This window comes from Longimicrobium sp. (assembly GCF_036388275.1).
Classification (GTDB): domain Bacteria; phylum Gemmatimonadota; class Gemmatimonadetes; order Longimicrobiales; family Longimicrobiaceae; genus Longimicrobium.
This window is the reverse complement of the sequence record NZ_DASVSF010000110.1, coordinates 35,499-54,252: the sequence shown is the minus strand read 5'-3', so window position 1 is coordinate 54,252 and position 18,754 is coordinate 35,499. Positions and strand designations below refer to the sequence as shown.

Annotated in this window: 15 protein-coding genes; all 15 read right to left on the bottom strand. The window is 73.5% G+C overall.

All coding sequences use genetic code 11. The features are described 5' to 3' along the window. Positions 1-7: 7 nt before the first annotated feature. The 15 genes from VF632_RS25380 to VF632_RS25310 all read right to left on the bottom strand — a co-directional run bounded on the left by VF632_RS25380 (position 8) and on the right by VF632_RS25310 (position 18,693). A complete protein-coding gene (locus VF632_RS25380; protein ID WP_331025935.1) occupies positions 8-1,183 on the bottom strand; it encodes an aminotransferase class I/II-fold pyridoxal phosphate-dependent enzyme in 1,176 nt (391 codons plus the stop codon). A gap of 2 nt (positions 1,184-1,185) precedes the next feature. Continuing rightward, positions 1,186-1,854, bottom strand: a complete 669-nt coding sequence (locus VF632_RS25375) for an acetyltransferase (RefSeq protein ID WP_331025745.1) — start codon at positions 1,852-1,854, stop codon at positions 1,186-1,188. After that, positions 1,851-2,519, bottom strand: a complete 669-nt coding sequence (locus VF632_RS25370) for a PIG-L deacetylase family protein (protein ID WP_331025744.1) — start codon at positions 2,517-2,519, stop codon at positions 1,851-1,853. The genes VF632_RS25375 and VF632_RS25370 overlap by 4 nt, the downstream gene beginning before the upstream one ends. Continuing rightward, positions 2,516-3,481, bottom strand: coding sequence for a methionyl-tRNA formyltransferase (locus VF632_RS25365; protein WP_331025743.1), 966 nt, complete (start codon positions 3,479-3,481; stop codon positions 2,516-2,518). Before VF632_RS25365 ends, VF632_RS25370 begins: the two co-directional genes overlap by 4 nt. Next, positions 3,453-4,055, bottom strand: a complete 603-nt coding sequence (locus VF632_RS25360) for a sugar transferase (protein ID WP_331025742.1) — start codon at positions 4,053-4,055, stop codon at positions 3,453-3,455. The genes VF632_RS25365 and VF632_RS25360 overlap by 29 nt, the downstream gene beginning before the upstream one ends. 27 nt (positions 4,056-4,082) lie before the next feature. Continuing rightward, entirely contained in the window at positions 4,083-6,209 is a 2,127-nt protein-coding gene (locus tag VF632_RS25355) for a bi-domain-containing oxidoreductase (protein WP_331025741.1), read from the bottom strand. Further along, complete coding sequence (locus tag VF632_RS25350) at positions 6,210-8,039, bottom strand: heparinase II/III domain-containing protein (RefSeq protein WP_331025740.1); 1,830 nt, start codon at positions 8,037-8,039, stop codon at positions 6,210-6,212. Next, positions 8,026-9,243 (bottom strand): glycosyltransferase family 4 protein, encoded by a 1,218-nt coding sequence (locus VF632_RS25345; RefSeq protein ID WP_331025739.1) that lies wholly within the window; start codon positions 9,241-9,243, stop codon positions 8,026-8,028. The genes VF632_RS25350 and VF632_RS25345 overlap by 14 nt, the downstream gene beginning before the upstream one ends. Next, a complete protein-coding gene (asnB, locus tag VF632_RS25340) occupies positions 9,243-11,255 on the bottom strand; it encodes an asparagine synthase (glutamine-hydrolyzing) (RefSeq protein WP_331025738.1) in 2,013 nt (670 codons plus the stop codon). The genes VF632_RS25345 and asnB overlap by 1 nt, the downstream gene beginning before the upstream one ends. A 19-nt stretch (positions 11,256-11,274) precedes the next feature. Next, on the bottom strand, positions 11,275-12,429 hold the full coding sequence (locus tag VF632_RS25335) for a glycosyltransferase family 4 protein (protein WP_331025737.1): 1,155 nt from the start codon (positions 12,427-12,429) through the stop codon (positions 11,275-11,277). Further along, positions 12,422-13,897: an O-antigen polymerase gene (locus VF632_RS25330; RefSeq protein WP_331025736.1), complete on the bottom strand. Its 1,476-nt coding sequence runs from the start codon at positions 13,895-13,897 to the stop codon at positions 12,422-12,424. The genes VF632_RS25335 and VF632_RS25330 overlap by 8 nt, the downstream gene beginning before the upstream one ends. Before the next feature lie 162 nt (positions 13,898-14,059). Further along, on the bottom strand, positions 14,060-15,274 hold the full coding sequence (locus tag VF632_RS25325) for a glycosyltransferase family 4 protein (RefSeq protein ID WP_331025735.1): 1,215 nt from the start codon (positions 15,272-15,274) through the stop codon (positions 14,060-14,062). 60 nt (positions 15,275-15,334) lie between these two features. Continuing rightward, complete coding sequence (locus tag VF632_RS25320; protein ID WP_331025734.1) at positions 15,335-16,171, bottom strand: class I SAM-dependent methyltransferase; 837 nt, start codon at positions 16,169-16,171, stop codon at positions 15,335-15,337. A gap of 77 nt (positions 16,172-16,248) precedes the next feature. Further along, on the bottom strand, positions 16,249-17,355 hold the full coding sequence (locus tag VF632_RS25315; protein WP_331025733.1) for a glycosyltransferase family 2 protein: 1,107 nt from the start codon (positions 17,353-17,355) through the stop codon (positions 16,249-16,251). A gap of 39 nt (positions 17,356-17,394) precedes the next feature. Beyond that, a complete protein-coding gene (locus VF632_RS25310) occupies positions 17,395-18,693 on the bottom strand; it encodes a hypothetical protein (RefSeq protein ID WP_331025732.1) in 1,299 nt (432 codons plus the stop codon). Positions 18,694-18,754 lie beyond the last annotated feature (61 nt).

The window sequence follows — 18,754 nt, the reverse complement described above, 5'->3', positions numbered from 1 at the left end:
CCCGCCTTCAGCGCGCGGCCGGCACGCGAGCCGGGTTCCGCCGCGCCGACGGCGAGGCGGCGCGCACCACCTCCGCCACGCGCTCCAGCTCGGTTTCGCGCAGGTTGCTGCCCGAGGGCAGGCACAGCCCGTGTTCGAACAGGTCGCGCGCCACGTCGCCGCCCCAGGTGGGAAGCCCGGCGAACACCGGCTGCAGGTGCATGGGCTTCCACACCGGCCGGGCCTCGATGCCGTGGGCCTCCAGCGCCAGCCGAAGCATCTCGCGGTCGGCGCCGAACTCGGCGGGGTCCACCGTCAGGCAGGTGAGCCAGCGGCTGTGCCGGCCCCACGGTGCCTCGGGCATCCACCGCAGCCCGGGGACGCCGGCCAGCGCCTGGCGGTAGAACTCGAACACGGCGCGGCGCGCCAGCACCCGCTCCTCCAGCACCTCCAGCTGCGCGCGCCCGATGGCCGCCAGCACGTTGCTCAGGCGGTAGTTGTAGCCGATCTCGGAGTGCTCGTAGTGCGGGGCCGGGTCGCGGGCCTGCGTGGCCAGCTTGCGGGCGTGGGCCACCAGGGCGTCGTCGTCGGACACCAGCATGCCGCCGCCCGAGGTGGTGATCACCTTGTTGCCGTTGAACGAAAAGATCCCCGACTGCCCGAAGGTGCCCGGCGCCCGCCCGTGGTAGGTGGCACCCAGCGCCTCGGCCGCGTCTTCCACCAGCGGCACCCCGTAGCGCGCGCAGGCGTCCACGATGGGGTGCAGGTCGGCGCTCTGCCCGTACAGGTGCACCACCACCACCGCCGCGGGGAGCCGCCCGGCGCGGGCGCGGTCTTCCAGCGCCTGCTCCAGCAGGGCCGGGTCCATGTTCCACGACCGCGCCTCGCTGTCGATGAACGCCGGGCGCGCGCCGAGGTAGGCGATGGGGTTCACGCTGGCCGAAAAGGTCAGCGAGCTCACCAGCACCTCGTCGTCCGGCCGCACCCCGGCCAGCTGCAGCGCCAGGTGAAGCGCCGCCGTCCCCGAGCTCAGCGCCGCCGCGTGGCGAGAGCCCACGGTGCGGGCGAACTCGGCCTCGAAGGCGTCCACGTGCGGGCCCAGGGGGGCGATCCAGTTGCTGGCGAAGGCGTCGGCCACGTACGCCTGCTCACGCCCGCTCATGTGGGGGGTGGACAGGAGGATGCGGGGCGGCACGTCGGACATGCTCACGTTGGTTGATCGTTGCTCGTTCGGACCAGCGGCCGGGCCGGCACGCCGGCCACCGTGGCCCCTTCCGGCACGTCGCGGACCGCCACGGCGCCGGCCCCCACCCGCGCGTCGTCGCCGATGCGGACTCCCGGGACCACCGTGGCCCCCGCGCCGATCCAGCCGCGGTGGCCCACGTGCACGTTTCCGCACAGCGACGACATGGGCGACAGGTGCGCCCCGTGGCCCACCACGCAGTCGTGCTCCACCACGGCGGCGGTGTTCACGATCACCGCTTCGCCCACGCGCGCGGCGGCGTTCACCACCACGCGGGGAAAGACCACCGTCCCCCGCCCGAGGGTCGCCGAGGGGCTCACCGTGGCCGTGGGATGCACCAGCGGGGGACACGGCGTGTCGCCCAGCGCCGCCAGGCAGCGCGCGCGCTGCGCGTTGTCGCCCACGGCCAGGGCCACGGCGCCGGCCCCCGCGGGAAGCGGGGCCGCGCGGCGGATGGCGTCCAGCAGCTCGTCTTCATCCGCCACGACCGTGGCGCCGCCGGGCTCCACCACCTTGCCGCGCTTGGCGGGGTCGCGGTCCACGAACCCCGCCAGCCGGTGGCCGGCGGCGCGCACCAGGTCGGCCACCACCTTGCCGTGGCCCCCGCCCCCCCACACCAGGAAGTCGGTCACCAGACCTGGCGCACCAGCACGAACGCCTCGGCCGCGCGCACGCCCACGGTGCACCCGCGCATCGTCGCCAGCGCCCGCAGCGCCTCGGCCGAGCGCTCGTGCGGAAAGGGCTTGATCTGCGACCCGAAGCACTCCATGGCGCGCACCTTGGTGTCCAGCTGGTCCGACACGTCCACGTACACGTTCGGCGCAAAGGCCGGCGACAGGTACGGCGCGTTCCAGTTGGTTTCGGAGAGCGTCTCGTACGCCAGCACCATCCGCGGCGGCGCGGCGGTGGAGGGGCGCGACGCGACCAGGGCCGACAGGAACACCAGCTGGTGGTCGGCGTGGATGTCGCCCACGAAGGGGATGAGCACCGTGTGCGGCCGCACCCGCGCGAACACCTCGCCCATCCGGGCGTTCAGGTCGCGGTGCGGCACCGTATCGAGCGCCGCGGCGGGAAAGTCCAGGAAGAACGTTTCCCGCACGCCCAGCACCCGGTGCGCCTCCGCCGCCTCCGCGCGCCCCCGGGCGATGAACGCCTCGTCCCAGTGCGGGGGAAAGCCCTTGGTCACGATGACGACGTACACGTCCTCGCCCGCGGCCGAGAGTCGGGCGATGGTGCCGCCGGCGCCCAGCACCTCGTCGTCGGGGTGCGGCGCCACCACCAGCAGCGGGCCCTTCATGCCCGCCGCTCCCCCGGAAGCGCCGCGAACAGCGCCGCCCCGTCCATCCCCAGCTTTTCGTGCATCCGCAGCACCTTTCGCGCGTCCACCCGTTCGCCATCCCCCCGCTGCACCACCCGAAGCCGCACGTGGCCGCGGTCGCCGCACTGCACCAGCACCCCCCGTTCGTCCATCGCCTGCACCTGGCCGGGAAGGCCCCAGTAGCGGTCGTCCCGCACCCGGTCCGCCTCCCACACCACCAGCGTTTCGCCCCCCTGCACCGTAAAGGCGCCGGGGTACGGGTCGCCCGAGGCGCGCACCAGCGCCCACACCTGGTCGGCGGGCTGGGTCCAGTCGATCCACCCGTCCGCGGCGGTGCGCCGGGCACAGAAGGTGGCGCGCGAGTGGTCCTGCGGCAGCCGCGGCGCCGTTCCGTCCGCCAGCCGCGGCATCAGCCCGGCCAGCATCCGCCGCAGCGCCTCCATGTGCTTGGCGTACAGCGTGGCCGCCGTCTCGTCTTCGTCCACCTCAAACCGCTCCTGCGCCGCGATGTCGCCCGAGTCCATCCCCGGGTCCAGCCAGAACAGGGTGCCGCCCGTCTCGCGCACGCCCTGCAGGATGGTCCACGGGATCACCCCGCGCCCGCGGTTCTCCGGCAGCGGCGCGGGGTGGTAGCCGATGGCCCCTCCCGCGGGCACCGCCAGGAAGTCGTCGCGGCAGATCTGCGACCACCCGATCACCAGCACGTGCCGGGGCGCCACCTCGCTCATCGCCGCGAGCGCCTCGGGGGTGTTCACGTCCGGCGCGTCGATCACCGCTACGCCCAGCGACTGGGCCAGGGGCCGCAGGTGCACGTAGTCCGAGTGGCGGCGCGAGCGGTCGGGGGGCAGGGTCAGCAGCGCCGCGGGCGCGTGCCCGGACTCCGCCATGGCCTGCAGCGCCACCCGCGTGCTTTCAACCGCCCCGACCAGAACCGTGCGCATGCAGCCGTGCCTGTTCCAAGGGGCCGCTCCGGACCCGTTCGCCCCCCATGATCACCGCCAGCGTCCGCGCCAGGATGCGCAGGTCCAGCCAGAGCGAGCGGTGATCCACGTACCACACGTCCAGCAGAATGCGCTCGGGCCAGTCCAGTTCGGTGTTGCCGTTCACCTGCGCCCACCCCGTGAGCCCCGGCGTGACCTCCAGCCGCCGCCGCTGGAAGGCGTCGTACCCCGCCACCTGCTCCGGCAGCGTGGGGCGCGGGCCCACCAGCGACATGTCGCCGCGCAGGACGTTCACCAGCTGCGGCAGCTCGTCCACCTTCAGCCGGCGCAGGACCGAGCCCACGCGCGTCACCAGGGGGTCGCCGGAGCGCACCTGCGCCATCTCATGCGCGGGGGTGCCATGGACGCGCATCGTGCGGAACTTGAGCGCCTGGAACACCCGCCCGCCCCGCCCGGCGCGCGGCTGCACGTACAGCAGCGGCCGCCCGTCTTCCAGCAGGATCCCCAGGGCCGCCAGCGCCAGCAGGGGAGATGCAGCCAGCAGCGCCGCGCCCGACACGAGGACGTCCAGCACCCGCTTCACGTGACGCCCCCGGGCCGGTCAGCCCGCATCGCGTGCCAGCGCCCCGGCGCGGATGGACCAGCGCGACACCTCCCACAACTCGTCCAGGGGAATGGGCGGCGCGCCGCCGGAGCGCACGGCTTCCATCCACAGGCGCAGCTCGGCCGCGTGGCCCTTGTCCATCCCGCGCGACCGCTCCCACCAGGGCCCCGCCACGCCGAAGCGCCGCAAGCGCCGCCAGTTGTCGATGGCCGCCGTCTTTCCGTCCCAGAAGCACTCGATGCGCTCCTTGGGATACGACCGCGCCCCCGAAGCCAGGTAGTGCACCGCCGCCGTGGAGCCGTCGGCGAAGGAAAGCGACAGGTGGGCGATGTCGTCGATGGCCCGCCCCGCCCCGTCGCGCGCCGGCGTCACCTGCAGGCCGCGGATGGGCGCGCCCACCAGGAACCGGCACAGGTCGATGAAGTGGCACCCCTCGCCGGTGATGCGCCCGCCGCCCACGGCCGGGTCCTGCGTCCAGTGGTCGCGGGGGATGGCGCCCGCGTTCACCGTGGCCACCACCGACACCGGCCCGGCGCGCCCGCGCAGCAGGGCCTGCATCTCGCCCGCCAGCGGGGCGAAGCGGCGGTTGAAGCCCACCGTCACCAGCCGCCCCGAGGCCTGCGCCGCAGCCTGCACCGCGTCGAGCTCCTCGTCGGTGAGGGCCAGCGGCTTTTCGACGAACACGTGCTTCCCCGCGGCCAGCGCGCGCTCGGTCAGCCGGGCGTGCGTGTCGTGGCGGGTGAGGACGAAGACGGTGTCGATCTCCGGGTTCTCGATCACCGCGTCGACGTCGGTGGTCACCCGCTCGAAGCCGAACTTGCCGCCCACGACGGCGCCGCTGGTGCCCCCGCTGGAAGCGATGGTGTGAAGCCGCGCCCCCGTTTCGCCCAGCGCGGGAAGCAGCGTGCGCAGGGCGAAGTTGCCGGCGCCGATCATCCCCACCACCCCCTGGCCGGCTTTCGCCGAGGCGGGGCGGTTGGTCAGCACGCGCGCCTCCACGGTGGGAAGCACGCCGCCCCGGTCGGGGTAGGTGAGCACCACGCCCAGGCTGGGCTCCTTCCCCGAGATCACCTCGTACGCCGCGGGGGCGTCGCCGAACTCGAAGCGGTGGGTCACCAGGGCCAGCGGGTCCAGCCGGCCGCCGCCCATCAGCTCCAGCACGGCCTCGAAGTTCCGCTGCTCGGTCCACCGCACGAAGGGGAGCGGGTAGTCGTGCCCGGCCTCCTCGTAGTCGGGGTCGTAGCGCCCCGGGCCGTAGCTGCACGACACCGCGAAGGTGAGTTCCTTCCGGTAGAAGTCGTCGCGGCGCAGGTTCAGCCCCGTGACGCCCACCAGCACCAGGCGGCCGCGCTTGCGGCTCATCTCCGCCGCCTGGTGCACGGGGTCGTCCGAGTCCGAGGCCAGCGTCAGCAGCACGGCGTCGGCGCCCACCCCGTTGGTGGCCGCCAGCACCCGCTCGGCCACGGCCCCCGCGGTGCCGTCCAGTGGGGTGGCCCCGAAGCGCTCGGCCAGGGCCAGCCGCGAGGGGTCGCGGTCGATGCCGATCACCCGGCAGCCGTTGGCGCGCAGCAGCTGCACCGTCAGCAGGCCGATGAGCCCCAGCCCGTACACGACCACCGTTTCGCCCAGCGTGGGCGCCGCCATGCGGATGCCCTGCAGGCCGATGGCGGCCAGCGGGGTGAAGGCCGCGGCCTCCTCGCTCACCCCCTCGGGGATGCGCGCGGCCAACGTGTGGGGAACGCGCACGTACTCGGCGTGGGGGCCGTTGGTCACCACCCGGTCGCCGGGACGGAACCGGCCCGCCTGCGCCCCCGCCTCCACCACCACCCCCGCGTGGCAGTAGCCCAGGGGAATGGGCTGGTCCAGCTTGGAGCGTACCGCCTCGAGGGTGGGGCCCACCCCGTCGGTGCGCATCTTGTCGAGCACCTGCTTGACCTTGTCGGGCTGGCTGCGCGCCTTGTCGATCAGGTTGGCGCGGCCGAACTCCACCAGCATGCGCTCCGTTCCCGCCGAGACCAGCGTGGCGCGGGTTTCCACCACCAGCGACGCCGACCCCGCGCGGGGCACCGGCACGTCGGCCAGGCGGGTTTCACCGGTGTTGAGCTGCTGCAGCAACTGCTTCATTCAGGAATCGTCCGGGACGATGAAGGTCGTGATTACGGCGCCGCCCGCCGCGGGGCGGCGCACCTGCACCCGGCGCGAGGCGATTCGCTCGCCGTACGCCGGGGAATACCAGCCGGCCGTGTCGCCTTCCACGGCTTCGACCACCTCGCGGGGCCCGTCCACGCGGACGGCGCCCGCCGGCGCGTCGGGGTGCAGCAGCCAGCCGACGGTGGCCTCGCGGGCCGCGCCGGGCTCAATGCGGTCCTCGACCGTCACCTCGCGCGCCGTCACGCGGACGGTGCGGCTTATGCGGCCGGGCACTTCGGCCACGAGCGTGGCGCCGTCCGGGCCGAGCTCGGCCTCGACCATGTCTGCTTCCGGCCAAATGTACCACAGGAAGCGGGGCCCGCGCACCCCCGGCTCGCGCCCGTCCAGCACCGGGCCATTGTGCACCCGCGCTCCCGTCAGCCCGTTCTTCCACGGCGGGGGCGCGTTGTAGGCGAACGTCCCCGCGTCCACCACCACCTCGCGGCCGCCGAAGCTCACGTCCAGGTGCAGCGGGTCCATGTGGCTGGGGCGGCTGGTGTAGCGCCCCGCGCGCAGGAACACGCAGGCCCCACCCACCCGCGCCACCGCCCACCCTGACGACCCACTGCACACGCCGTTACCCCGCGCCGGGGCGGCCGGCGGCGCACGGAGCCCCAGCCACGCCAGCGCCTCGGGGTCTGCGGGGACGTCATCGGGCAGCGGAATGCCCCACGTGGCGCACGCGGCCGTGACCACGGGGCGAAAGTCGCGGACCCCGGCCGTCGTCACCGGGTGGACGAAGGCGCCGTCGTTGGCCCCGTGGTTGGGCACCGTCCCCGTTTCGCCCTCCATCACGGCCAGCAGCAGCGCTACGCCCGCCTTCAGCCGGGCGACGGCTTCGTCGGGCAGCGCCAGCCCGGCGGCGCGCAGCGCGCGCTCGGCCACCACGCACTGGTCCAGCGCCAGGCGCAGGTAGGTGAACGAGTGCTGCACGTACCACCCGTCCGGCGCGAACTGCTCCGTGACCAGCCGGGCCAGCCAGCGGCGCCCGCTCCGCAGCCAGCGCTCCGCCTCGGGATGCGCGCCGCGGAACCGTACGCCCAGGCACACCAGCCCCGCCGCCTCGGAAAGCGAGTGGTTGTTGTGCTGCGACACCGCGTAGCCGATGGCGTCGGCGATGCGCTCGCCCGAAGCCGCCAGCGTCGGGGCGATCCCCTCTACCGGCGGCAGGTTGGCCTCGGCGTACAGGAGCGCCGCCGCGCGGATCGCCGTCTCCTGCCCGCACCCCCAGTGCGGGCCGCGAAAGGGCGGGCTGCTGGCGCGCCACGTGTCGAAGTGGCGACGGAAGGCGTCCACGTAGCGCGTGTCGCCCGTCACCAGCCAGCCGCGCACCAGGTCGTACACCCAGCCGAAGCGCCCAGGCTCCCACACGTCCTTGATGTCGCCGCCGGAGCCGAGGTGCGGCACCGTCCACCAGGGCGCGTCCCCGAACGAGTGCCCCGTCCCAGGGTGCGCCAGCCACTCCGCCGGGGTGGACGGGAGCGGCTTCCACGTCCACCGGTAGGCGTGATGGAACCCGTCCGCCACGCGGTCCGCGCGCTCGACGGCCGCCGCGAGGTCGGTCGCGCTCCGCAGGCGCTCCCCGTCCACGCGAAAGGGGTGGACGCCGGCCACGGGCGCGTCGGGGACGGGGAAGCGGATGGCTGGGCGGAAGCGCCCCGCCGCCTTTCGCGCCTCGTGCAGGGCGCGCAGCGTGGCCCCGCGCGCGCCGTAGGTGCGCGCGACGGTGCGTACCGCCTGCGGCCAGCGGTCAACCGGCAGCACGGTCCGCCACCAGGGAGCGCAGCATTCCGTCCAGCCGGTCGGCCAGGACGGGGCGGTCGTGCTCGCCCGCCACCCAGGCGCGGCCGCGCTCGCCCATGCGCGCGCGCTCGTCCGCCGCGTGCGCCGCCAGCCGGACGACGGCGTCGGCCAGGGCGGCGCCGGACGCGTCCGCCGCCTGCTCCCCCGCACCGGCGTCGCGGACCATCTCCGCGACCTCGCCCGGGACGTTGCAGACCACCGGCAGCCCAGCGCCCAGGTAGTCGAACAGCTTGTTGGGGCTTACGCCAAAGGAAAAGAGCGGCACGTCGCGCAGCACCATCAGCCCCGCGTCGGCCCCGGCGAGCAGCGCCGGCATGGCCTGCTTGGGGACGGAGGCGCGGAACTCCACGTTCGCCAAGCCCCGCCGCTCCGCGTCGGCCACGAGCCCGGCCTTGGCCGGCCCGTCGCCCACCAGCAGAAAGCGGAGGTCCGCGCGGTCCCGCAGCCGCTCGGCCGCGTCCAGCACGGCGTCGAGCCCGTTCAGCGGGCCGTGCGCCCCCGTGTAGACCAGGGTCAGCGTCTGGCGCGGGGGGCGCTGGATGGCGGCGAAGGCGGAAACGTCCACGCCGTTGGGAACGTGCACCAGCTTTTCGCGCGGCACGCCCCGCTCGGCCAGGTAGTCGGCCGAGCCGCGCGCCAGGACCACGATGCGCGAGGCACGCCGGTACAGCCGCCAGGCGATCCGCTCCAGCGCCACGTACCCCGGGCTGCGCCGCCCGCCCGCGGCGGAAAGCGTCTCGGGCCACAGGTCGCGCACCTCGAAGACGAAGGGCACTCCCCAGCGCGCCGCCAGCCGCTCCGCCGCCAGCGCGGCGAACAGGTGGGGCGACGAGCCGATCACCACGTCCGGCCGCTCGCTCCGGGGCAGCCGCCACACCCGGGCGCTGAACGAAAGCCAGTTCCGGGCGCGGCGCCAGTCGTTGCGCTCGTACGGGGCCGCCCACAGCCAGCGGAAGCGCACCCCCTCGATGGCCTCGTCGATCGCCCGCCGGTCGCCGGGGCCGGCGCGGCGCGCGTACCGGCGGGTGTGCAGGTTCAGGTCCGACGCGGCCACGGTCACCCCCCACCCGCGGCGCGCCAGCTCGCGCCCCAGCTCGAAGTGGCGCGTGCCGCCGCCCTCCCCCGGGCCGACGGCGAAGTGGTTCACCCACAACAGCGAAGGCATCAGGCGGCGGCGCGTGCGGGAAGGGGCGCGTCGACGAACATGCGGCACCACAGCTCGATGCACATCATCGCGAAGATCGTGTAGGCCGCGTCGACCTCGCCGCGCCGGTCCTGCTCCACCAGCCGGGCCACGGCGGCGGGATCGAACCACCCGCGGCGGGAAAGGGCGGCGGCGCCCAGGGTGTCCTCGCGCAGCTCCCGCAGCTCGCCGTGCAGCCAGTCGCGCAGCGGGGCGCCGAAGCCGGTCTTGGGACGGTAGATGACGTCGTGGGGAAGGAACGGCTCCATCGACTTCTTGAAGATGGCCTTGCCCACCCGCCCCTGCTGCTTGAGCCGGGGGGGAATGCGGGTGGCGAAGTCCACCAGCTCGCGGTCCAGCAGCGGCACCCGCGTTTCCACCCCGGCGGCCATCCCCGTCTTGTCGGTGTAGTTCAGGTTGTGGTCCGCCAGGAAGTGCTTGGCCTCCAGGTACAGCATGCGGTTCAGCGGGTCGCGCTCGCCCGGAATGCGGTGCAGGCTGTCGACCAGCGGCGCCGCCGTGTCGACGTCGCGCGTGGCGGCGGCGAACGCGGGGGTGTACAGGGCGCGGCGCACGGCTTCGCCGCTCCACCACCAGTAGCTGGCCATCCGCCGGTCGGGGTCCAGGTCGGCGTTGGCGAAGGCCTTGGCCGCGCGGCGGATGGAGGAACGGTCCATCATCCCCAGCCCGCCCTCGCCCGCCCAGCGCGCGGCGCCGGCCAGCCCGCCACGGAGGGTGGAGGGGAGCCACGACCAGGCCCGCTCCATCCGCAGGGCGTAGTGCCGCCGGTAGCCGGAAAAGATGTCGTCGCCCCCCGCGCCGGAAAGCAGCACCTTCGTGCCGTCCGCCCGCGCCTGCTCGCTGATCAGCAGGGCGTTGATGGGCGCCGGGTCCGCCTGGGGCTCGTCCAGGTGGTAGAGCATGCGCTCCAGGTGGCGGATGGCGTCGGGCTCGATCTCCAGGACGCACAGGTCCACCCCCAGGTGCGCCGCCACCCGCCGCGCGTACGGCAGGTCCGCCGGGTTCCCCTCGACGTCCTGGTCGCCGCGAAAGCCGATGGAGTAGCAGCGCGGGGTATAGTCGGGCCGCACGCGCCGCATCATGGCCACCACGGCGCTGCTGTCCAGCCCGCCGGAAAGAAAGGCCCCCACGGGCACGTCGGCCACCATCTGCCGGTCCACCGCCGCCTCCACCTGCCGGGCCAGCTCGGCCGCGATGTCGGCCTCGGAGCCGGGCAGGGGCTCGCGCCCGTACGGCAGGTCGTAGTGGCACCACTCGCGCGCCACCCCGCCCTCCCGCAGCACCATGGCGAAGCCGGGGCGCAGCTTGCGCACGTGCTTGAGCACCGTGGAGGGCGAGGGCGCCCACAGGTAGGCCAGGTGGTAGTGGATGGCCTCGGGGTCCATCTCGCGCGGAACGAGCCCCGTCTGCAGCAGCGACTTGATCTCCGACCCGAACAGCACCCCGTCGGGAAGGGACGCGTAGTACAGCGGCTTCACCCCCAGGCCGTCGCGCGCCACCAGCACGTCGCCGGGGCGCATTCCCCCGCGCTGGCCGGAGGGGCGGCCGTCGTAGATGGCCAGGGCGAAGATGCCGTTCAGGCGCTCCAGCATGGCCGGGCCCTCGTCGGCGTACAGGTGCAGCAGCACCTCGCTGTCCGTGCGGCTGCCGAACGCGTGGCCGCGCGACTCCAGTTCGCGGCGCAGCTCCTGGAAGTTGTAGATCTCGCCGTTGTACGTCATCCACAGCCCGGCGTCGCCCGCCCCCTCGGCGACGCCGCAGCGGGCGCAGCGCACGCCCATGGGCTGCGCCCCGCTGGGGGAAAGGTCGATGATGGACAGGCGCCGGTGCGCCAGCCCCACCCTGCGCCGGGGAGCCCCGCCCTCCATGACGCGGCGCCCTTCGCCGTCCGGGCCCCGGTGCGCCACGCAGGTGATCATCCGTTCCAGGAGGGCGGGCTCGAAGCTCCCCGCGAACCCCGCGATCCCGCACATCAGCCTGCTCCTCCTGCCATCATCGCGAACACAGGTCTTCTCCCGCCATCGTGGCGCCAAGAAGCGATACCAGCCGCGGTGCCATGCGCTCCGGCGCCTCGCGCTCGGCCACGGCGCGGGCGTTGGCCCCCACGGCCTGGCGGTCCGGGTGCCCGCAGAACTCGCGCATCCTCGCCGCCAGGGTTTCGGCGTCGCCCGCCGGAAAGAGCCACCCCGACTCGCCCTGGGCCACCAGGTCCACCGCCGCGTTCACCTGGTCCGAGGCGATCACGGGAAGCCCCGCCGCCATGGCCTCGTGCACCACGACGCCCCAGCCCTCGCGGCGCGACGGCAGCACGAAGGCGTCGGCGGCGGCGAACAGCCGGGGCAGCTCGTCGGGCTGAACGAACCCGGTGAACCGGGCGGCGTCCGCCGTCCCGAGCTCGCCGGCCATCCGGGCGAGCGCTCCCTGCTCGGGACCGTCGCCCGCCAGCACGACCGTCGCCTCCACCCCCTCGCGGCGGAGCAGGGCGTGCGCGCCGAGCAGGGTGTCGACCCCCTTCCGCGCGATCATCTGCCCGCAGTACAGGAACACCAGCGCACCTGCGTCGATGCCCAGCGCCGCGCGCACCTCGGCCCGCGCCCGGTCGCGCTCGGCGGGGGGCGTGCGGAAGCGCGCCACGTCGGCGTAGTAGCGAAAGTCGGCGATGCGGGCCGGCGGCACGCCGATGCGCCGGTACGAGCGCCCGGCGCGGCTGCCGATGGCCAGCACGCCGTGCGCCGCGAGCAGGGTGCGCCGGAGGGTGCGCCGGGCCACCCGCCGCAGCAGCGGCACCGGCTCCAGCCCCAGCTCCTCGCTCCAGTACACCCAGGGAACGCGGCCCGCGCGCAGCACCGCCGCCGCCAGCTGCATCGTGGGCATGGTGTACGAGCCCGAGAGCACCGCCACGTCGGGGCGGAAGCGACGGATCACCCCCAGCACGCCGGGATTGAGGTGGGCCGAGCCCGCGAACGAGCGGCCCTTCATCACCAGGTAGTCGTACCCCTTGTCGCGCGGCAGCCGCCACGAGCGGTTCTGCTCCTGCGACGCGCAGTAGGCCACCCGCAGCTGCACCCCCGCCTGCCCCGCGAGGCACGCGAACAGGGCGTCGTTGTAGGGCGAGGGGATGTTGTTGACGACCAGGATCCTAGGCATTCGACGCAGCGGCCGCCGCCCGCATCTGCGCCCGCCGCGCAGCCCACATGGCCAGGATCACGGGAACCAGGAAGAAGAAGAACTCCTTGACGATCTGCGCCAGGTATCCGCGGATGATCACCTGCAGGAGCCAGATGTTGCAGATGGCGTACACCACCTGGCGGGCGGGGTCCTTGGGATCGGACTGGAACCACGCCCACAGCGCGCGCGTGAGCACGCCGAAGACGATCATCCCCACGACCACCCCCGGCCATCCGAAGGCCATGTAGTACTCGCCGAAGTGCGGCACCGCCGCGCCGGCGCTCACGGCGCCCGGCGTTCCCAGGATGGGCCCCACGGAGCGGATCCACTCGGGCTCGGGCTTGGCGGGCCAGAGGGCGCGGGGGATGGGAAGGATGAAGACGTACAGGAACGGGTCCAGGAACACGTAGTCGATGAAGCGGGGAACCGCGTACGTCACCGCCATGAAGGTGTCGAAGATGCGCGTGTCGGCCAGGCCCGACACCAGGATCTTCTCCATCGACAGGTCCATCGTCCCCATCTGCCCGTAGCTGCCGAAGTACACGCGCATCAGCGACAGCCACCCGGCCAGGACGAAGATCACCGACGCCCCGCCCGCCAGGAGCAGCAGGCTGGGGCGGCGCCCCCGCCGCAGGTACCCCAGGATGAAAGCGGAGATGATGAAGATCAGCAGGCGGTAGCGGAACGTCATCGAGAGGTACACCACGAACACCCCCAGCCAGTACCCCCACCGGGCCGCGCGGCTGCGGAACCCGCCGCTGACGGAAAGCATCAGGAAGGCGGGGATGAACCACTCCAGCGCCAGGAAGAACCAGGCGATGTCCTGCCCCGGCCCCTCGGCGCCCCCCTGCGGCACCTGCGTGACGATGCCGGGGAGCAGGAACCGCGTCCAGTGGATGTTCGCCACGGCCGCCCACAGGGCCAGGCCGCCCACGGCGGCGAACGAAAGACCCCACCCGCAGCGGCGCAGCACGCGCAGCCCTTCTGCTTCCAGGCGCACCGGCGAAGCGAACCGCTCGCCGATGCGGCGCCCCCACGGAAGCGCGTACCCCACCCAGGTGGCGAGCACCGGGATGCTGATGACGAGGAGCCCGTGCAGGTACAGCGTTTCGAACGTGCGCTCCACGAACGAGAAATCGTTCATGGTGATGCGCACCAGGGGCGCGAAGGAGAAATACAGGAAATAGACGGCGCAGATGATGGTGAGCGGCTCGAACACGTCGAACCGCCCCTGCAGCGTACGCACGACGAGCGGACCCAGGCACAGGCAGCCCACCATGATGGCGAGCAGCGCCTCGGTTCCGTACAGGTGAGTCTGTATTCGCGCGATTAGCCATCCGGCCAGGCACGCGAGGGTCAGCAGCAGCAGCACGGAAAAACCCCGGCCGCGGGCTGGTTGCAGCAGCGTTTCCACCTGCGAGTCCACAAAGAGTAGCCCCGGACGCATTCGCGCCCGGGTGGCTGGAAAGTACACGCAAGCGCCGCCGGAAACAACCCGGCGGCGCCGTTCGGCGGCCACGGGAGCAGCCGCCGCCGCGCTTCGGTGCAGTGACGCGCCGACGCGCGCCGGGGTCACATGCCACGCCCCCGGGAACGCCCCTCCCCTGCCCTACCCCGCCCCGGCCTCGGCCTCGAGGACCATGTCGGCCACGCCCTTCCGGAAGGCGCCCCAGGTGAACCGCTCGGCCCGCATCCGCGCCGCGGCACGCATGGCCTGGAGCTCTTCCCGGTGCTCATAGCACCACAGCAGCCGCTCGGCCAGCGCGTCCACGTCGCGGACGGGAACGAGGAAGCCCTGCTCCCCGTCGTCGATGAGGTCGGCGGCACCGGTGTTGGGCGTGCCGATCACGGGAGTGCCGCACGCCAGTGACTCCAGGTACACCATCCCGGAACCCTCGGCCAGCGAGGGCATGCAGAAGACGTCGCTGGACTGGTACAGCTCGCGAAGGCGCGACGGCGAAACGCTGGCTTCCCGCCGGAAGAGGCTGCCGTAGCGGGCGAGCAGCGGGCCGTCCATCCTCCCCCGGCCGGCGAGCACCAGCTCGGCGTTGGGGAGCGCCAGCCGCTTCCAGGCTTCGAACAGGTAGGTGAGCCCCTTGCGCTGCACCATCTGCCCCACGAACAGCACCCGGAAGGGGCCGGCCGGCGGCGCGGCGGGGGGAACGAAGGCGTCCAGGTCCACCCCGTACGGCACCACGCGGATCCGGGCAGGGTCCACCCCGTTCTCGATCAGCGTCCGCCGCGTGTACCCCGACGCGGCGAGGCACAGGTGGGCCATGCGGGGCTCTTCGGACATCTGCTCCAGCCGCGTGGGGGTGGCCGAGATCTCCTGCTCCCCGCGGAGGGACTCCATCGCTTCCGGAGTCCGCTCCATCTCCTCGCGGAAGATCGCCCGCAGCGAGTCGGGGTGCGGGTGCACCTGGTGGAGCAGCCGCGGTCGCGCCCCGCCGCCGGAGGCCGTGAAGGCCCCGTAGGCGTAGTAGCTGAAGGAAAAGAGCGCCGCGCCCCGGGCCGCGGCCAGCCGGCCGCCCCGAACCCCCAGCCGGTAGTCTTCGCGCTCCATGGCGCCCCCCAGCTTTACCCGCACGGGCCCGTCGGGCCACGACCGCACCTTGCGCGAGGGCACACCCTCCCGGTAGCGCCGGCGCAGGCCGGCGACCACCCCGGCGGGAAGGCCGCCCGCCACCAGCTGGAACCACGGTCGATCCAGCGGCGAGTACCAGTCCGTGGCCACGGCCTCCAGCTTTCCGGCCTCCTCCAGCGCCAGCGGGATCTGGTATCCCAGCCATGAGCCGTTCTGTACCACCACCCACCGCATCGCCATCTCGTTCGTCCTCGTGTTCACCCGTAAACGCACGCCCGGGCAGCGGCCCGGCCGGTCGGCCTACTTCTCCGCTTCGATCAGGATCATCAGCCCCAGGCGCTTCGCCACGCGGGAGAGAAGCCATCGCGGCCAGAGGAGCTTGGCCACGCTCAGCAGCGCGCCCGGGTGGCCCTGCCCCACCTCGCCCTGCAGCAGGTCGCCGAAAGCGAGGCACGAGCGCGCCTCCACCCGCGCGAAGTCGCGGAAGAGGTTCCGCGCCTCTCCCACGGTGTACGCCTTGGTCCCGGGGCTCTCCAGGTGTGCGGCGTACACCTGGTCGAGGGTGCGGCGCGCGTTCCCGGCCAGGAGCGCGTAGCGCGCCCAGAGCATGTACCCCACCAGGGAGTGCTTGTGGTAGATCATCACGCGCGCCCTCCCGCCCGGACGCAGCACGCGCCACACCTCGCGCACCGCGCGCGCGGTGTCGGGGCTGTGGTGCAGGACGCCCCACGAGTAGACCAGGTCGAAGGACCCGTCGGCGAAGGGCAGGCACTCCGCGTCGGCCACCTCCAGCCGCGAGCGGAACCCGTGCAGCGCCAGGCGCGTTGCCGCGTGCTCGATGGCCCGCGGCGTCAGGTCGATCCCCGAGAGCGACGCCGGACCGGCCTTCGCCCATTCCAGGTGGTCGGCGCCCATGCCTACGCCGATCTCCAGCACGTCGCGGCCCCGCCCCTCGGCGAACCGCGCGAAGGGGTGGATGTACGGCTCCAGGCGGTAGCGGGCCCCGGCGTGGTTGTCGTACTGCTCGCGCAGGGTGCCGCCGCGGGCGTACACCTCGCCGCAGGAGGCGCGGTCCCAGAACTCCCGCACCTCGCCTTTCAGCGCCGGCGCATCCGCGGTCACCGGCAGGTCTGCCATGGGCTCACCAGAACGGGGGGTCGACGACGAGGCGCGTCTCGGCGGCGCAGCCGGATCGCGGGGCTCCGGGCGGAGCGTCACGAACCCGTCCCCGGGTTTCGCCGCGCCCTGCCGCCGGCGGCGGCTTCCGCGTCGGAGACCACGTACGCCGAGCGCCCCAGCCGTCCCGGGCGGCGGTCCCAGAACGGGCGGGCGCGCGGCCGGCGAAGCCACACCTCGCGCAGCCAGTGGAGGCGCTCCCGGACCGTCGGCGGCCGCGCCCGGCCGAGCTCCTCGGCCGTCGCGACCTCGCGGAACCGCACGACGTCGTACACCCGCAGCGCCTCGCGCGACATGGGGCGGCGCAGGCGCAGGGCACGCGGAAGTCCGCGCAGGAACGAGCCCAGGGCCCACGCGGCCAGGCGCGGCTGGCCGATCCGCACGGCTTCGATCCCGTTGACGAACAGCTTCCACGCGAGCTCCACCAGCACGCGCGGAAACGGAAAGTTCAACACCGCCGTCCACAGGGTGTTGCGGAAGATGTACGCCCAGATCCGCGCGTTCGAGCGCCCGATGGGCGACATCCGGTGGTGCACCACCGAGGGAAAGAGCACGATCCGCCAGCCGTGGTCCAGCACCCGCAGCGCGAGCTCTCCCTCTTCGGCGTAGTGCACGAAGAAATCGCGGAAGCCCCCCACCGCGCGCGCCGTTTCGGCGCGCATCATCTGCCCGCAGTTGATGAAGGTGTGGACGTACCGCTCCGGCTGCGGCGCCACCGCGGGATCCGGGGGCTCGAGCCCCTCGTGGATCTGGAACGCCAGGACCCCCACCGCGGGCTCGCGCTCGAAGCGCGCCACCGCGTGCCCGACGGCGTGGGGGTCTACCGGGAAGGAGTCGTCGTCGAGGGTGAGGATGTACTCGCCGCGGGCGTGCTGCATGGCCCATGAACGGCTGGCGTGCGCCCCCAGGTTCCGGGGGTTCCGCCGGTACACCGCGTCCGGCCACTCCTCGCGGACGACGGGTTCCAGCTCCACGTCGGAGGCGTCGTCGACCACGATCACCTCCAGCGGGCGATGCGTCTGCTCGCCCAGCCGCCGCAGGGTCAGCCGCAGGTCGTCGGGGCGGTTGTGGGCCGTGATCGACACGGAAACGAGAGGCGGCGGCGCCGTCACCGGCTCACCGCCGCGAACGGCCCCCGCTGGCACTCCTGCTCCGTGTTCCGGCACGTTCACTCGCTCCATGCGTCAGGGGGCGGAAATCGACACCACCCGCCCTTCACCGACGCCGACCGCCGTGAGCTCGATGGTGGTGGATTTCTCGACCTCGCGGGTTTCCTCCCATTCCACCGGCAGGTCGGCCAGCGGGGCCGTCCCGGTGGCGGGGACCTTCCGCACGACGATGCGAACCACCCCGCGCCGGGCGCCGGTGAGCCGGTCCAGCCCCTTCAGCCGCAACTCGACGGTCGCGAACAGGCCGTACGACTCGTCGCTGAACCGCCCCACCACGACGCTCGCCGCGCGCCCGGCCGGCCCGTGCGCGGCAAAGGCGGCCACCCCCGCCCCCCGCACCCGGACGGGGACGCGGCCCGTGAGGGTCTCGGCGTAGGCGCGGTAGGCCCACCATGCCGCCCGGGGAAGGCCTTCCTCGGTGAGAAGGCCGTTGAGCGAGCCGTCGAAGCAGCTGCCGTAGCAGGCACGCGCCGCCGCGTCGGCGCCCCCGCGCTCGAGAAAATAGAGGGTTCCGAGCACGGGGCCGGGCCGGTGCACGTCCGCTTCGGCAAGCGTCTCGCCGATGAAGATTTCCCGGATCCCCACGTCCCGGTACGCCGTGGCGGAAACGTAGGCGCTCCGCGCCCGCCTGAGGCTCGCTTCGATCCGCGGCAGGTTGGAATCCAGCTGGAATTCGTGCCAGGTAAGCACGTCCACCCGGGATCCGGCACGCCGCTGGTAGTCGAGGAAGCCGCGGACCTGGTCCTCGTCCCAGTGCGCGATCCCGGGCCCCGCGACCCGCACCGCCGCGCCCAGCTCGTCGCGCAGCACCCGCTCGGCGCGCCGAAAGGTTTCCGCGTACTGGTCCATGGAGCCGTTCCAGAAGAACGGCTGGTCCGGCTCGTTCCACACCTCGTACACCAGGTCCTGCCCCCGCGTGGCGCCGGCGAGGCCGCGCACGAAGGCCTCCCACGCCGGGTAGTCCTCGAAAGGGGCCCGGCCGCCGCGGTTGGGGTAGCCCTGGTGCGGGTACCCCCACAGGTCGCTCAGGACCAGCATCCGCTCCACCGCCGTCCCCGCCGCCCGCGCCACGAGGGCCTCGGAGCCCTGGGCGCCCCCGCGCAGAAGCCGTGGCCTCAGCGGCAGGACCAGCGATTCCGGCGCCGAGCCCGGCCCGACGGAGTGCAGGAAGCCGACCATGGAGCGGACATCCGCCCCCGGCTCCCCGAAGTCCACGCTGATCGCGGGCGGTCCGTCGTGCGCGTCGGTGGCGCCCGAGTCGCAGCCCATGGCCAGGACGAGCGCGCTGCACCGGAGAGACATGCAGAAAGTCATGGTCGTCCTGCGGCTGACCGCGGTTGGGGAGACCCCCATAATACTCACGCCGGCCCCGGTC